The following is a 14773-nucleotide window of genomic DNA, read 5'->3' as shown; positions in this document are numbered from 1 at the left end:
GCTATTCGGCGTTGTATTGATATTCTGGGGAGGTTTTACTGATCACATTTGTGTGTTTGTTCTTCAGGATAGAAACTTTCTCTCCTGATGGCAATACTTCTTCTTTGATCAGGTAATGGTTCTCATCAAATTCAACATGGGAAACGGTTTGGGCGCCTTCCGTATTACCTCGCCATACTTCCAACTCAACCGGTTCCCATTTACCAGATTGGGCAGATGCATAAGCGGCATCAATAACGGCATTTACGATGTAACCATCGTAGAATGTTTCTGATGGGTCGCGACGCTGCTCTATTGCTTCAAACATGTCGGTGAACATGTTGCTGTATCCCAGCTCGTGCACCTCATCGCCTACCGGGAAAAGCCACCCGCTATTCGTCTCTGCTTTCTCAGCCACATAGGCCGCACTTTTACCGAGCGAAAACATCTCGAAGCCGGTACGTAAAAAGTTATTGATCCAAATGGTACCGTCTGTACCCTGCACTTCATCCCGCAAATCCATTCCACCTCTAAAACACCAACTCACTTCAAAATGACCAATCGCCCCATTGTCATACTTAACCAGACCAATGGCGTTGTCTTCCGCGTCAATAGGATGTACCTGGGTGGCCGACCAACACAGTACCGCGACCGGGCGATGTTGCTTGCCAATATAGTTACGGGCTATTTCTATACAATGACAGCCCAGGTCAACAATGGCCCCGCCGCCAGACAATGCTTTATCCCAAAACCAGTTGCTATGCGGTCCGGAATGCGCTTCACGCGATTTTGCCAGTAACACTTTACCGATTGCACCGGCTCTTACACTGGCTACCGACTTGATGAATTTCGGGGTATAGCACAGGTCTTCCAGGTAGCCGCCCATAATGCCGGCATTTTCCACCAGCTCCAGCATTTTCTTTGCTTCGCTTGCCGTGCGGCCCAGCGGCTTTGTACACAATACATGCTTGCCGGCTTTCGCACATGCTTCAACAGCAGGCAAATGAAGGTGATTGGATAGCGCGATGATGACAACTTCTACTTCCGGATGAGATACTGCAGCATCGAGGTCATTACTGGCATGAGGAATCTTGTAATCACCAGCAAACACCTTTGCCCTTTCTTCGCTATTGGAATACACCATGGTGATAATATCCTTCCGGCGTTGTGCAATAAGTGATTCAGCGTAAAAGCGTGCAATAAATCCAGAACCCAATATGGCAATTTTCATATTTTCTTACTAACAGTTATTATAAAATGTGTGTACTAAAAGTTGCTGTTATGCCCAGTTAAATGTTTTCCTGATGAAGTCAACGCTTGTTTTCCAGTCATCTTTTAAGGGGTGTGATGGCGGATCGTCAAATGCTAACTCTACCGCTGCGCGGCCGCTGAAATTTTGTTCCCGCAGCGCCGCCGCTATTTTATTAAAATCGGTCACGCCACTTCCTACCGTCTCCGTCCACCGGCCATTTTTATCCTGGTCGCGCAGGTGCATGTACACCATTTGTTTTCCATATGTATGAATAAACCATACCGGGTCAACGCCGCCCCTGATCAGCCAGTTCAGATCCGGGCCGAGTTTGATACCAGGTATGCGGGACAATGTACCTTTGAGATCGTGCAAACTATTTTTCACTTCGTAGGTATGATTGTGCAGGTTCAACACAATACCATGCTTATCACATAGCGGTATGAGTTTGTTTAACAGCTGTGCCTGCGCATCCAGCTCTGCTTCTGTTTTAATGCGGCCGGCATCGCCCACTGATACACCAAATGTTTTTCCTCCCAGTTGCTGCAACCTGCTGATGACGAGCGCTGCATCATCCAAAATCTCCGCATGCTTTTCGCTATCCCACATACTGCCGTTATAGGAAGCACCAGTTACAGGAACTTTATATTGCTCAGCAAGGCTTCCCAGGTGAGCGACAGCATCGTTATGCCTTAAATTAACTTCCATAAGTTCCATGCCGTCCAAACCCGCAAACCGGAAGTCCGCGAAAGCCTGCTCAATGACCGGCGTACTATCCCATTTCGGTGGAAACTTGCTGGCGTATGCCCATATGTGTCCACTGAGTTTGACTTTTTGTGTTTTGCCGGCTGCAACTGCAGCAGCCCCGAACGCGCTGCCCAACATGGCTCCGGCAGTCAAGTACCCGGTCTGTTGTAAGAAATTTCTTCTGTTTAATTTTTTCATGGGCTTATTGATTGACCTCTTGTTCCCAGCCTGTTTCTTTTAAAGCGGGGTCGTTTTCTTTTTTCAAAAAATCTGCATTCGATAAAGAGGCGGCATCCCAATGCAAAATGGCTTCATCGGGTATTACATCCACCGGTGTTTTCCAGGCGGTGGACGTTTCATTGTAAGCCAGATTTGACTGCAGGCTGTAACAGGAGATGATCGACCAACGTGGATGGTCTGATAGATTGGCTTCAGAACGGTGCAGCAAATTGCTATGAAAGAACAATGCATCTCCCGGTTCAAGCTCGGCATAAACCAGTTCCATCGTCTTTAAAGCATTGTTCACCATTTGCATATCGGCGCCTACCTGTTCCCCGGCAAAGCCATGATTAACGCGGCCTATTTTATGAGAATCTTTAATAACTTGCAGGCATCCATTTTCTTTGTTTGCGGGCGTAAGGGCCACCATTACACTGATCAGCTGATCAGGAAACATAAACTGGTTTTTATACCAGTAACCATAATCCTGGTGCCATTCCCAGGCACCACCTACTTTTGGTTCTTTTTGCATCAGCTTGGAATGATAGTGGCAAACCTTCGCGTCGTTTCCAAGTAATAGCTGCACAGCGGCTACCATCTTCTCACTGCGTGTCAGGTAACCGAATACATCATTGCCAGGCGTGAACCACAAAGACAACTTTGTTTTCTTACCGCTTTGATCATTAAGATCCAACGCATTGTTGCGCATCGCATTATCGTTGATAGCCGTTGTGTAAAGCTTTTCTATTTCCGGCTTGGTGCAAAATGATTTGACAATAATATACCCTTGTTTATGGTACAGACTGACCTGTTCCTGGGTAAGTGTAATACTGGACATGTCATTAATTTTTATGTACACTAAGGTAGCAGCGCGTAGTTTGATACACTACACCCGGTGTGATTAAAACCGATACTTTTCTAACATTTGTTAGCCAATGTGCCCTTTAAATGGTATAATTGAATAATGAAACCAGTACTGGAATACCTGCCCCGGAACTCGGGCGAATCATTCGTGACGAGGTTGTTCGACTATCAATACTATCCCACACCATGGCATTTTCATCCGGAGTATGAATTGGTGTTGGTAACGGAGAGTACAGGAAAAAGAATTATCGGTGACCAGATCAGCTATTTTGAGCCTGGTGACCTGGCATTGATAGGTCCTTACCTGCCGCACACGTATAAAAATGATGCAAAGTATTTTGCTCCCAGGTCCAGCTTGCGGGCCAAATCTATCGTAGTGCATTTTAAGGAAGATACCTTTGGAACCGGTTTTTTTGATTTACCGGAATCGCAAAAGATTGCAGGTTTATTGGAGCGGTCATTCAAAGGTTTAGCAGTAAAGGGCAAAACCAACGCTGTTGTAGCAGATAAACTCCGGAAGCTTGTTAAAGCAAATGGCTTCGCCAGATGGCAGCTATTGCTGGAAATACTGCATGTTCTGTCCGAAAGCAAAAGCCTGGAATATATATGCAACAATGCCATTACCGGGAAAAACACCGCGGAAACTATCAGGATGAATCAGGTCATCAATTTCGTACTGGATAACTTCCACCGGGACATCTCGGTGAAGGAAGTTGCTCAACTCACCAATATGGCCGAAAACTCTTTTTCAAGATATTTCAGTCAACGAACCAGGAAGCCTTTTACAAGCTTTGTCAATGAGGTAAGGCTTAACCATGCTTCAAAATTATTGGTAGAAACCGATCAAAGCGTCACGGATATTTGCATGAAATGTGGTTATAATAATTTGTCCAACTTCAACAGGCAGTTTCTTAAGGTTTATAAGAAAAATCCTTTGCGTTACAGAAAGGCTTTTCTTCATGAAAACACTTAATATCAACCTTTTTAGCGCAGAAACAAAGTTTGTATACAATAAACGATCGGCGATAGTGGCAGCGGCTCTCCGTGGAGATTTCTCTACAGCCCCAGGTTTCCAAAAATTTTGACCGGCGCCACACAAGCGTATTGAAATTTATTCTTTTGTCTCTGGTAGTAGAAATGGTATTTATTGTTTATCCAGGCCTTTGCGCCGTGGTGGCGGGTTGTAGCTTGGCGCTATATCGGGCTTACATGGATCTTAAACATGGGCATAGTAGCATTTACAGACGCTTCAGTGTCACTTGGCACGCGATTTTCGTCTGGTAGACAAAAAACATTATGGCTACTGTAACAAAAAAGAAAGGGAGTGCTAAAAAAGCCGCCCCAAAGAAAGCGGCGGCTAAAAAGAGTACCGCCTCTAAAGCTGCAACCGATTCATCAGCACCCACACAAACAGAACCTGCCCTGCATGAACTTTTTGTTGACGAGATAAAAGACATTTACTGGGCAGAAAAGAAACTTGTGCAAACACTACCCAAGATGCAAAAAGCAGCTACTTCCGGGGAGCTGAAAAATGCGATTGGTGATCACCTGGAACAAACCCGTGAGCATGTTGCCCGGCTGGAGCAAGTATTTGCTATCCTGGGTCAGAAGGCTCAGGCAAAAAAATGTGATGCCATGGAAGGATTGACCCAGGAAGGGCAAAGCATTGTTGAAGATACTGAGGCTGGCAGCGCTACCCGTGATGTTGGTATTATCATGGCTTCTCAAAAAATTGAGCACTATGAAATCGCTACCTATGGTTCCCTTCATCAGCTGGCCACAGTACTCGGACTGTCAGATGCCGCAGAAATCCTTGCCACCACCCTGGAAGAAGAAAAGGAAGCCGACAGTTTGCTTTCTTCCATCGCAGAAAACGACATAAACTACGAAGCGAGCACGGAAGAATAACAACATATGTACCTTAGTAAAGGCCCTCGAGTTACGTCGGGGCCTTTTATGTTTTGTGCAAGGCATCTAAAACCGGGAACTGGTTTGAATGAAATGAAAAACAGCTGTTGTTACCTCCAGTAGTTATTAGCTGCAGCAATAGTAGCAAATTCAATAGCCACAGTTTGTCCCGCAGCAATCAGCATCGCAGCATCGTTCGCATATACGCCGCGCAATTGCCCGCGAATGGCATCATCAGGCTGCGTTGCCTTAATAATCAGGCGCGACAGTTTAATGGCAAGCTGCCTGCCTTCTTCGGGAGTAGCCGTAAGTAAGGTGTTCCCCGGCACAAGTGTAATTTGATCGCTCATGTTTTGTAATTTTCGTATTTAGTAAGAAGTTGCTTCATCGTAAAGCCAAACGCAGGTTTCATTGTTTCATTGTTCAATTGTTTCATTGTTCAATTGTTCAATTTAATGCGCGCTGGTGTATTGACAATTCAACCATGGAACTATTGAACTTTTGAACTTTTGAACTTTTGAACTCATTGAAATTTTGAACTTTTGAAAATGCAAACCCACTTCAAAATTAAATAAGGTTATGCGTGCGCAGTTCAAAAAAACCGGTCTATACGACGGCAACGCATGTAAAATTTGCGGATTGCCATCAATTAACAACAGCAGCAGAAAGTGGCGCTGGTTAATCTTTACCTGATTAAGCAACTGTAAGTCTTAACAAAACTTTACCTGTTATTGCAGTCCTTGCATGCCAATCCGTTACATGTACATTTTTTACGATAACCTAAACCTTGGTTATGACTTTCCGATAAAATAATTTTGTAATGAAATTGTTATCCTGTGTACAACACAGCACCTGGCAACACTTGCACTGTTTGCATTCAATGAGCATGTTGCTTTGTGCAAAAGAATTGATGGCGAAGTAAGCTAATGCAGCTCATAACCATTTTTTCTTCTGTTACATTAGCTGAATACAAACATTCACAGCATGGAATACACGTTAAAAGTTTTGTCCGTAGCGCCTGTTACCCACGATGTACACCGCATACGTCTTGAAAAACCGGAAGGTTTCAGTTTTACACCCGGCCACGTCGCAGATGTATCGGTTAACAAACCGGGATGGGTAAATGAAAAAAGACCGTTCACCTTTACTGCACTTAACAGTGAACCCTATGTTGAGTTCACTATTAAATGTTATACAGATCACGATGGCGTTACCAAACAAATTGGCCAGTTGCAGGCCGGCGATGAACTCATCGTCAGTGATTCATGGGGTGCTATTGAATACAAGGGAGAAGGTTATTTCATTGCGGGTGGCGCAGGCATTACACCATTTATAGCCATCTTCCGCCAGCTTCACAAAGACAATAAAATCGGTAATAACAAGCTGTTTTTCTCCAACAAAACAGCAGCCGATATTATTTATGAAGAAGAATTAAAACAGCTACTTGGCAACAATGCCATATACATTGTAACCAAGGAAAGCGACCCGGGTTACCGGCACGACTACATTAATGAAGCCTTTCTGCAAAAAGAAGTAACAGACTTCGTCAACAGTCCCTTCTACATTTGTGGCCCCGATGCTATGACGGCAGCCATCACCGATATACTGGTAAAAAACGGTGCTTCGGCAGACACTGTCGTATTTGAAAAGTAGCAGACCTGAAGGTGCAATAACCACATGGATAAAGCTTTGAGCCACCTGTATAAACCTTAAACTGGAAACAATAAACCATTGTCCTATCTAACAAAATATGGCTACCTGTGCCTGCTGTTATGCATCATGCAGCAGGTAAATGCGCAGCCAAAGGGCTCCTATCTTACCAAACTGAACATGGATAATGGTTTGGCCAATAATAAGGTGAACTGTGTGCTGAAAGATAAACGCGGGTTTGTATGGCTGGGTACCGAAGATGGGTTAAGCCGTTATGACGGCAAACACTTCACCAATTTTGCCAGTCGCAGCAATGATTCCACTACCCTGCCGGGTGCCATTGTCACCAGCCTGCTGGAAGACAACGACAGCATTATCTGGATAGCCACGGCCGATGGCGGTCTAACAGCCTATAATTACCGGCTAAGCGCGCCGTTGCAGCTAACCAATTATCAACCGCATACTGCAACAGGCGTACTGCATATTGAAAAAATAACCGCCGATTTTTCAGGCAACCTTTGGCTGGCAGCAGCCGGCTACCCCATGCTGCGGTTTAACAAAAGCACACGGCAATTTGACATGCCGTTTAAAGAAGCCGTAATCACAGCCGAAGCAGTATGCATTGATTCTGCCGGTATGTTGTGGATGGGCAGCATGGGCGGTGGTTTGCTGAAAATTGATACGCGCAACCTGCAGTCGACCTATGTAAATATAGCAGGTGCCACAACTGTTAACAGCAGCACGCTCATTACTTCGCTGTTCACAGGCAGTGATCTTGCATTATGGTGCAGTACGGCAAGCCATGCACTGTTCTGCCTGTCAACCGGCAACACCCAGCCCGCAGTAGTTAAAACATTCAACGGGAAACAGCGGCCTGATGATGAAATCATTCATTTTGCAGAAACACCTGATAACCTGGTACTGATGTCGGGCAGGCATTCGGGCATGATCATGTACGATAAGCAAACAGGTACATTCAGTACTTACAGCAATGGGTTTTCCCAACAACATGATTTACTCAGCGATCATGTAAACTGCGTGTACAACGATTACACCGGCATCACCTGGTTGGGCACCAACTACGGCGTGTATGTATACAATCCACTGTACCATCCATTCTCGCAGATTTTTCTGCCACCGGCGAACGGCAACATCACTGTGTATGACTTTTATAAAGACATACATGGCAGTTTGTGGATAGCAACCAGCAATGGATTGTTTGTGCAGAAAAACGGCAGCAGCGGGTTTGAACACCGCGCGCTTTCCTGGAACGGTGTGCCCCTTTCTGTACAGAAAATACTGGCAGATACAGACGGCAGCTTTTACCTCGGCACTGATTATTCACTGTTTGTATACAACCCTGCCGGCAATGCATTAAGCCTGTTACCCAATACGGCGAACGACCCTGTAATGGGCAGGCTAAAAGCACCCGGTATTGTATCCATCGTAAAAGATACTATTCATCATCACCCAGTGCTCATTGTTTCGCCTTATGGTTATCCGCTTGCCGGTTATGACCTTGCCGAACAAAAATGGATACACCCCTTCGGCAACAATGTAACACCCAACCAGGTAAGAAAAATATGCCGTATCGCAACCGGCGGGTTATGGCTGGCCACTGCCACCAACGGCTTAAAACTATTGCAGCAGCAAGCCACAGCACCCTATTACAGCCTGCAGCAACGCACTATCAAAAGCAACCTGCAAACCAGCGACATATTTGATGTACTGGAAGACGGTGCGGGTAATATATGGGCCAGCAGTTACGGCGGCGGATTAATACGCTACAACAATGCTACCCAAACAGCTGCCAACATTGAAGAATCCAGCAACCTGGTAGAGGGCCTGCAGAATGATCCTGCGGGCAATATCTGGATGATCAGTAACGGGCATTTGCACAAATACAACCCGCATGCCCGCAAATACAGCTGTTACTCACTTCCGGGTTCGGTGTACAGCAGCATTAAGGGCTATATGTACAAAGACAACAATGGCATACTGTACATTGGCGGCACCAATTATTACATTGCCTTCGATCCGCAGCAGGTGAAAGAAATCACCAGCGACCCAACGGTGTACTTCACTGATTTCAAAATATTCAATGATTCGTACAATCACCTGCTCAGCAATGGCAATATTCACCTGGCGCATAACCAGAATTATTTCTCCATTGAATTTGCAGCGCCTGAGTTCAGCGGCGGCGGCAATGTGCAATATTCCTATATGCTTGAAGGGGTTGATGCGGACTGGATCAACAGCGGGGACCGCAATTTTGCCAGTTACAGCAACCTGCCTGGCGGCGATTATGTATTTAAAGTAAAAGCAGGCAACTGGCGCGGCACGCATGGCACACAGGTTACTGCGCTTAACATTCATATTACGCCACCAATCTGGCAGCACTGGTGGTTTTACCTGCTGCCCTTGCTGCTGGTAGCGGGTATATTGTGGCTGCAATACCGTGCAAAAATCAAAGCACTGCTTAACAGGCAGGAGATACGCAACAAAATAGCCAAAGACCTGCACGATCATTTAGGTTCTACCCTCAGCAGCATTGCGGTATATAGCCAGGTGGCAAAAATAAACCAGCAGCAACAAAAGGAAGAGCAGCTCACCAGCATACTCGATAAAATTGGCAACACCGCCAATGAAATGATTGGTGAAATGTCAGACATTGTATGGGCCATTAACCCGCTGAACGACCAGGTGATTAATTTCATCAACCGCATTGAATCGTTTGCCCGGCCGCTGTGTGCAGCCAGTAATGTAACACTGCTGATTCACTACGACGAAAGCCTTACACAGCTGAACATGGATATGGACAAACGCAACCACCTGTACCTGATGTGTAAAGAATCAATCAACAATGCCGTGAAGTACGCAAACGCCAGCAGCATAACCCTACATATCGGCATCCGCAACAACCAGCTGTTATGTACAATAGAAGACAATGGCTGCGGCTTCCAGTACGATGCCGTAATACAGCAGGCCCGCAGCTCACTCAGCGGTAACGGGCTTAAAAACATGGCCGCAAGGGCTGCATCCATTAAAGCATCCTATAAAATAGATACAGGCCCGGGCACAGGCACCCGCATCAGCATTACCTGCCCCCTGCCCTGATTGTTTGTAAAAAAATGAGCCCATGCATACAAGAATCGCATTGTTTGATGATAACCGGCATATCCGTGACAGCATTGTACACCTGCTGGCCACCGAGCCCGATTTTGAAGTAACCGGTGTATTTGAGAACGTGCTGAGCTGCGTGGAAGACTGTGCAGCCTGCACACCGGATGTGGTATTGATGGATATTGAAATGCCGGGCATGACAGGTATTGAAGCCGTTAAGCTGCTGAAAAAAGAAATGCCATATCTCCTTATTATGATGCAGACCGTGTTTGAAGATAATGACCGTGTATTTGAAGCCATTTGTGCCGGCGCCAGCGGTTATATCCTCAAAAACCATCTAAACACCCGGCTTACAGCTGCCATAAAGGAATTACAAACAGGCGGCTCCCCCATGAGCCCGGGTATTGCCCGCAAAGTACTAACACGCCTGCAGCAGTTAACACCAGCTGCCCAGGCACCTGCAGAAGACTACCATTTAACTGCCCGCGAAAAAGATGTACTGGCCTGTATTGTAAACGGCCTTAGTTACAAAATGGTCGCGGCTGAATTAGGTATCAGCTACGAAACCGTACGCAGCCATATCAAAAAAATATACGAAAAACTCCAGGTGGCTTCCCTTACCGAGGCCGTAGCCAAGGCTATCAACCGGCGCATTATATAGATGATTGTTTGATACGCTAAAGCGGGGTATGTTTCTTCCACACTACAGTTGCAGTTGTTGCTCCACCGTTGGTAGTATGTGTAACCACATAACGCAACAGGTCGTTTTCCAGTGTGTAGCTGCGCACCTGCACTTCTCCTTCCCAGTTAGGGTAAAATGCATGCTGTACATTGAAAGTAATGCTGTTGCTTCCGGGATCAACGGTATATGTTCCAAAATGTGAATTATTACCCTGTACCAGGGCTGCATTTTCATTTGCAGTAGCTTTATTCTTATCTCCTGCTGCAACTTTTGGACGATTGGCCTTTAAAATCTGTATTGCGTAATCTCCCGCACCAGTGAACACGAGCAGGCCCACCGGATTTTCGCCGTAAGGCAATGTCTTACTTCCGTCGGCATTGGTATTTTCTACTGCCACCAATGTCCATGTACCGGTAAATTGTTTTTTAACCTGTTTGGATAGCTTTGCATGTTGTGCCTGTAATGCGGTGAACAACAATATAAAAGCGGTGCACATTAAGTATCGCATAACCTATTTGTTTGTTTTAATTGTATCAGCTTTTGTCATTCATCAGTAACCAGGGTTTAGGCGCTACTATTCACCCAATGTGTATGTTCCTGTTTGAGAAGAGGGTGACTGACAGAACAACGTAAAATTGTGCAATAATCAACAATTGGAACCTGTACTATTTTACACTTCTTTTGTATTTTACAACCATGCAGATTGAAACACTACACAAGCCGTATGAAATTGAATGGAAAGAAATGCAGCACTTTCCCAAAATTGCCAGGCGGAATAATTTTTTTGAACTGATCTATATTATAGCGGGCACAGGCATACAAACGGTAAACAAAAACAAGTTCAACTACCGCAAGGGAAATTTGTTTTTACTGACCCCGCAGGATGTATATTCATTTAATATCGCCGTGCCTACAACTTTTTTCTTTCTCCGGTTCAACAAACTGTATGTAAATGAAAAATGGGGAAAGGACAAGGATGCTGTAAAACAGGTGGAATACATTTTACAAAACGCCAGCCATCGTCCCGGTTGCATATTAAAAAACAAAACCGACAAGCCATTGATTGCTTCACTGGTGGAAAGTATACTGAACGAGCAAATCAACCAGCAATTGTACTACAGTCGTATTACAGAACAGATTGTTAGTACTGTTATTACCGTTGTGGCAAGAAATATTGCGCTGAAACTTCCCAAAAATGTTAAGGAAAACACCGGAGAACCTGTATTGGATATGCTGCATTATATTCAGCAAAATATTCTTGAACCGAAAAATTTAAAAGCAGAAAAACTGAGTGGGCATTTTAATATATCGCTGAATTATTTAGGCCGTTATTTTAAAAAGCAAACCGGCGAAACCCTGCAGAGCTATATTGCCAATTACAAATTAAGACTAATAGAAACAAGGTTATTGCATAGCGATATGCGGATCAACGAAATTGCTTACGAATTTAATTTCAGCGATGAAAGTCATCTGAACCGTGTATTTAAAAAATACAAAGGAGTAAACCCGTCCCAATTCAGAAAAACAAATGGTACAATTTAATGCCAGGACTTGCAGTTCTGGTAAATTGGTTTAATATGCAGCCAAAATGATTCCTGATGGCCTTATCACTTATCGACCCTCATGAAATATTAAAAGCCGTAACAGGCAGTTATTCCAATACAACCATAAGCACGGTAAACGATCAGGTGGTGCGTATGTCGGTAATGCAAAAAGCTTATCCCTGGCACCGGCACCCGAATTCGGATGAACTTTTTATCGGCGTTCAAGGTGTGCTTGTTATAGAATTTGAGCGCCACCTTGTAGAACTTACAGCCGGTCAATTGTTGCTCGTACCACGAAATGTTTTGCACCGGACTTTTCCCAAAGGTGACCAAAGCGTAAATCTGACTATCGAAAGTAAAGACATGCAAACGGAGTTTGATGAGCGAGATTAATCCAACAAGTTTTTTATAACGGAGACGATATCTGTTTCAACCTAAGAAGAAGAAACTGACAATGCTTATCAAAATAAATCGAACAGACTGCTTAAATGCATTTGCAGTTTTTCCTTTAAGAAACTACAACTATGAAAAAGAAGAAGAGGAAATTTACTATCCCGCTGTATTTAAAAGTTACCTGCTAACTGTTTCGTCCAGGTCATTTCGAAGCCATGTTATGGCTATGGGCAAGCAACTTGCGAAAATGACTGAGTTTTTTAACATTGATTCATTAATATTTCTGGGCGATACAGATAGACCCTGGCAATACCGCAATATAGAATATAAGGCCGCCAGAGAGGCAAAACTGTATTTAACAAGTAATAAAATCGGAAAGAAATTCAATGGAGCATTACAGGTTGACAGAACAGCATTGCCGGTTTTCATCAGGCATCTATCGTGGCTTACCCGTTGTAACGCAGCTTTGCCCTATATTCACTTCACCGATGCTGAACAACAACTTCTCGGGCACATTTGCCAATATGGCAACCTGCATTTCCATTCTTTAGATGAAAAGATGGACAGCGCTTTACAGGCGTATATAGCCCAAAGCCGGTTTATATACGTGGCTGACAACAAATGCCACAACCAATTTAGCAATAATTCCATCACTGGCTAAGTACTGGCAGGCACTACGTGATTGAAGTTTTATAGCAAAGGGCTATTCATCGCCGGAGGTGGCTTTTTTGCGCTGGTAGTAGCTTTTCGTTTTCTGGCTGTTACCGCATGATTCCATTGAACACCATTTGCGGCGATGGCTTTTGCTTCTATCCACAAACAGCCAGGAACAACGCGGGCATTGGCGCACCAGTGGAAACTCTCCGCGTTCAATAAGCAAATATGCATCCAGTACCAGTAGCCAAACCGGCGCCGGTAAACCAGCCGGCAGCACATCAGCCGTAAAGCTTAGACCGGCATCTCCTTTTTTAAGTACCCGGTAGCGAAGCGCATCTGCAAATAGGGTATTTACTTCGGGTAACATATCCGTCTCACCAGTGAAGAGCTGGTATAGTAATACCCGCGCCTGGCGGGCAAAGGCCAGGGCCTTGTTTGCAAGTGCAGGGCTTTTTGATACCTGCCTGTGCAGGGTTTTCAGGATGGCGGGTTCAAGGAGATCAATCCTGCCGGCCAGTACCAGCAAATCCTCATAACTGTGTAAGCGTTCCACAACGACGCCGTGCTCCCGGTCATACCCGGAATTTATAAAGTCCAGGCAGGCAGTCCCTCCATCCAGGGTCATTGTCTCAACCGTTGTGATTGTCTTCATACCCTTTAAAGTACAAAAATCACACCGGCAAAGTATTTGTTACAGGTGTTGTCATTAACACTAGTAAAACACCTTTTAACGGTTTAACATGCGGCAACAGAAAAAACCACCACGCGCACTGCTCATACTGGCATTTATTGCCGTGTATTTCATTTGGGGTACTACTTACCTGGCTATTGCTTACGCTGTAAAGGGCTTTGGGCCTTTTGCCATCTCCGCTATGCGGTACCTGGCTGCCGGGACCATTCTCTCGGTGTGGGCGCTGGCTACCAAAAAGGTGTGGCCTGCAGGTAAGGACTGGCGGGTGCTCATTATTAGCGGCATACTGATGCTCAGCGGTGGTACGGGGCTGGTAGTAGTGGGGGAAAAATACATCAGCTCCGGCAGTGCTGCGGTAATCATGGCTACGGAGCCGCTGTTTTTTATCCTGCTGGATAAGGCCAGGTGGAAGTCTTACTTCTCCAGCAAGTGGATCATTATCGGCCTGTTGATAGGGTTTGCAGGTATTGCCCTCTTTGCGTGTTTTACACCGGCTGGTGCTACCGCTACTTCAAGGCCTGTGCTCGGCACCATTATCACGCTGCTCAGTGCCGTGGCCTGGGTGGCGGGTGCATTGTATGCCAACTACCGGCTCACTTCAAAAACCGGTACTTCTGTTCATAGTGCCGTGCAGTTGCTGGCGGCAGGTCTGTTTTCTGGTGTGGTGGCGGTTATTCATGGTGAATGGCCGGCAGTATTCTCCGGCAATGTTGCCTGCACCGCATGGGCGGGTGTGGCCTATCTCACAGTCATGGGCTCCCTGGTAGCCTACCTTGCTTTTAACTGGTTACTTACTGTACAACCGCCTGCTATCGTCAGTACCCATACATACGTGAACCCGGTTATCGCTGTGTTTATCGGTTGGCTGGTTGCGTCTGAGCAGGTAACGTTGTTTCAGCTGATCGCACTGGTGGTAGTGATAGCGGGTGTGGTAATTACACAGTCCAATAAGAGCAAAATAGCCGAGTAAAGCATCATTCCGTAGCAGGGTGCAGGTCGTGATCAAAACACAAAGGATCCCTTTCAGCGATCCTTTGTGTTTGCTTGCACTTATTGGAGGGGTGTAA

General features: G+C 45.4%; 15 protein-coding genes. 9 read left to right on the top strand and 6 right to left on the bottom strand.

Annotated features, from left to right (window positions below; all coding sequences use genetic code 11):
* Position 1: 1 nt before the first annotated feature.
* The 3 genes from DXN05_RS17740 to DXN05_RS17730 form a co-directional block, all read right to left on the bottom strand.
* Positions 2–1210: a Gfo/Idh/MocA family protein gene (locus DXN05_RS17740; RefSeq protein WP_116848618.1), complete on the bottom strand. Its 1209-nt coding sequence runs from the start codon at positions 1208–1210 to the stop codon at positions 2–4.
* 48 nt (positions 1211–1258) lie between these two features.
* Positions 1259–2113, bottom strand: coding sequence for a sugar phosphate isomerase/epimerase family protein (locus tag DXN05_RS17735; RefSeq protein WP_262511511.1), 855 nt, complete (start codon positions 2111–2113; stop codon positions 1259–1261).
* 64 nt (positions 2114–2177) lie between these two features.
* Positions 2178–3032 (bottom strand): phytanoyl-CoA dioxygenase family protein, encoded by an 855-nt coding sequence (locus tag DXN05_RS17730; protein ID WP_116848616.1) that lies wholly within the window; start codon positions 3030–3032, stop codon positions 2178–2180.
* Positions 3033–3158: 126 nt separating this feature from the next.
* On the opposite strand from DXN05_RS17730, the gene DXN05_RS17725 reads away from it, so the two are divergent.
* Entirely contained in the window at positions 3159–4031 is an 873-nt protein-coding gene (locus DXN05_RS17725; protein ID WP_116848615.1) for an AraC family transcriptional regulator, read from the top strand.
* A gap of 323 nt (positions 4032–4354) precedes the next feature.
* Positions 4355–4966: a YciE/YciF ferroxidase family protein gene (locus tag DXN05_RS17720; protein WP_116848614.1), complete on the top strand. Its 612-nt coding sequence runs from the start codon at positions 4355–4357 to the stop codon at positions 4964–4966.
* A gap of 110 nt (positions 4967–5076) precedes the next feature.
* On the opposite strand, the gene DXN05_RS17715 is transcribed toward DXN05_RS17720, so the two are convergent.
* A complete protein-coding gene (locus DXN05_RS17715) occupies positions 5077–5316 on the bottom strand; it encodes a hexameric tyrosine-coordinated heme protein (protein WP_116848613.1) in 240 nt (79 codons plus the stop codon).
* Between the two features lie 634 nt (positions 5317–5950).
* Between DXN05_RS17715 and DXN05_RS17710 the strand changes: the two genes are divergently transcribed.
* From DXN05_RS17710 to DXN05_RS17700, 3 genes are all read left to right on the top strand, one after another.
* Entirely contained in the window at positions 5951–6619 is a 669-nt protein-coding gene (locus DXN05_RS17710) for a ferredoxin reductase domain-containing protein (RefSeq protein WP_116848612.1), read from the top strand.
* A 78-nt stretch (positions 6620–6697) separates the two neighbouring features.
* Positions 6698–9733, top strand: a complete 3036-nt coding sequence (locus DXN05_RS17705) for a sensor histidine kinase (protein WP_147313969.1) — start codon at positions 6698–6700, stop codon at positions 9731–9733.
* Positions 9734–9755: 22 nt separating this feature from the next.
* Entirely contained in the window at positions 9756–10400 is a 645-nt protein-coding gene (locus DXN05_RS17700; RefSeq protein ID WP_116848610.1) for a response regulator, read from the top strand.
* A gap of 16 nt (positions 10401–10416) precedes the next feature.
* On the opposite strand, the gene DXN05_RS17695 is transcribed toward DXN05_RS17700, so the two are convergent.
* Positions 10417–10929: a lipocalin-like domain-containing protein gene (locus DXN05_RS17695; RefSeq protein WP_116848609.1), complete on the bottom strand. Its 513-nt coding sequence runs from the start codon at positions 10927–10929 to the stop codon at positions 10417–10419.
* A 188-nt stretch (positions 10930–11117) separates the two neighbouring features.
* On the opposite strand from DXN05_RS17695, the gene DXN05_RS17690 reads away from it, so the two are divergent.
* The 3 genes from DXN05_RS17690 (at position 11118) to DXN05_RS17680 (ending at position 13019) form a co-directional block, all read left to right on the top strand.
* On the top strand, positions 11118–11963 hold the full coding sequence (locus DXN05_RS17690) for an AraC family transcriptional regulator (RefSeq protein WP_116848608.1): 846 nt from the start codon (positions 11118–11120) through the stop codon (positions 11961–11963).
* Between the two features lie 56 nt (positions 11964–12019).
* Entirely contained in the window at positions 12020–12358 is a 339-nt protein-coding gene (locus DXN05_RS17685; RefSeq protein WP_116848607.1) for a cupin domain-containing protein, read from the top strand.
* Between the two features lie 61 nt (positions 12359–12419).
* A complete protein-coding gene (locus tag DXN05_RS17680; protein WP_116848606.1) occupies positions 12420–13019 on the top strand; it encodes a hypothetical protein in 600 nt (199 codons plus the stop codon).
* Between the two features lie 42 nt (positions 13020–13061).
* On the opposite strand, the gene DXN05_RS17675 is transcribed toward DXN05_RS17680, so the two are convergent.
* Positions 13062–13667, bottom strand: a complete 606-nt coding sequence (locus DXN05_RS17675) for a CGNR zinc finger domain-containing protein (protein ID WP_116848605.1) — start codon at positions 13665–13667, stop codon at positions 13062–13064.
* Positions 13668–13755: 88 nt separating this feature from the next.
* On the opposite strand from DXN05_RS17675, the gene DXN05_RS17670 reads away from it, so the two are divergent.
* Positions 13756–14676 carry an EamA family transporter gene (locus tag DXN05_RS17670; RefSeq protein ID WP_116848604.1) on the top strand — a complete coding sequence of 307 codons (921 nt, stop codon included), beginning with the start codon at positions 13756–13758 and terminating at the stop codon, positions 14674–14676.
* Positions 14677–14773 lie beyond the last annotated feature (97 nt).

The sequence above is a fragment of the Deminuibacter soli genome (assembly GCF_003412455.1).
GTDB lineage: Bacteria > Bacteroidota > Bacteroidia > Chitinophagales > Chitinophagaceae > Deminuibacter > Deminuibacter soli.
This window is presented reverse-complemented; position numbering and strand designations above follow the sequence as displayed.

Bases quoted from the DNA above. Each gene is read 5' to 3' on its own strand.
- DXN05_RS17740 (WP_116848618.1), bottom strand. From the start codon at position 1,210: ATGAAAATTGCCATATTGGGTTCTGGATTTATTGCACGCTTTTACGCT.
- DXN05_RS17735 (WP_262511511.1), bottom strand. From the start codon at position 2,113: ATGTTGGGCAGCGCGTTCGGGGCTGCTGCAGTTGCAGCCGGCAAAACA.
- DXN05_RS17730 (WP_116848616.1), bottom strand. From the start codon at position 3,032: ATGTCCAGTATTACACTTACCCAGGAACAGGTCAGTCTGTACCATAAA.
- DXN05_RS17725 (WP_116848615.1), top strand. From the start codon at position 3,159: ATGAAACCAGTACTGGAATACCTGCCCCGGAACTCGGGCGAATCATTC.
- DXN05_RS17720 (WP_116848614.1), top strand. From the start codon at position 4,355: ATGGCTACTGTAACAAAAAAGAAAGGGAGTGCTAAAAAAGCCGCCCCA.
- DXN05_RS17715 (WP_116848613.1), bottom strand. From the start codon at position 5,316: ATGAGCGATCAAATTACACTTGTGCCGGGGAACACCTTACTTACGGCT.
- DXN05_RS17710 (WP_116848612.1), top strand. From the start codon at position 5,951: ATGGAATACACGTTAAAAGTTTTGTCCGTAGCGCCTGTTACCCACGAT.
- DXN05_RS17700 (WP_116848610.1), top strand. From the start codon at position 9,756: ATGCATACAAGAATCGCATTGTTTGATGATAACCGGCATATCCGTGAC.
- DXN05_RS17695 (WP_116848609.1), bottom strand. From the start codon at position 10,929: ATGCGATACTTAATGTGCACCGCTTTTATATTGTTGTTCACCGCATTA.
- DXN05_RS17690 (WP_116848608.1), top strand. From the start codon at position 11,118: ATGCAGATTGAAACACTACACAAGCCGTATGAAATTGAATGGAAAGAA.
- DXN05_RS17685 (WP_116848607.1), top strand. From the start codon at position 12,020: ATGGCCTTATCACTTATCGACCCTCATGAAATATTAAAAGCCGTAACA.
- DXN05_RS17680 (WP_116848606.1), top strand. From the start codon at position 12,420: ATGCTTATCAAAATAAATCGAACAGACTGCTTAAATGCATTTGCAGTT.
- DXN05_RS17675 (WP_116848605.1), bottom strand. From the start codon at position 13,667: ATGAAGACAATCACAACGGTTGAGACAATGACCCTGGATGGAGGGACT.
- DXN05_RS17670 (WP_116848604.1), top strand. From the start codon at position 13,756: ATGCGGCAACAGAAAAAACCACCACGCGCACTGCTCATACTGGCATTT.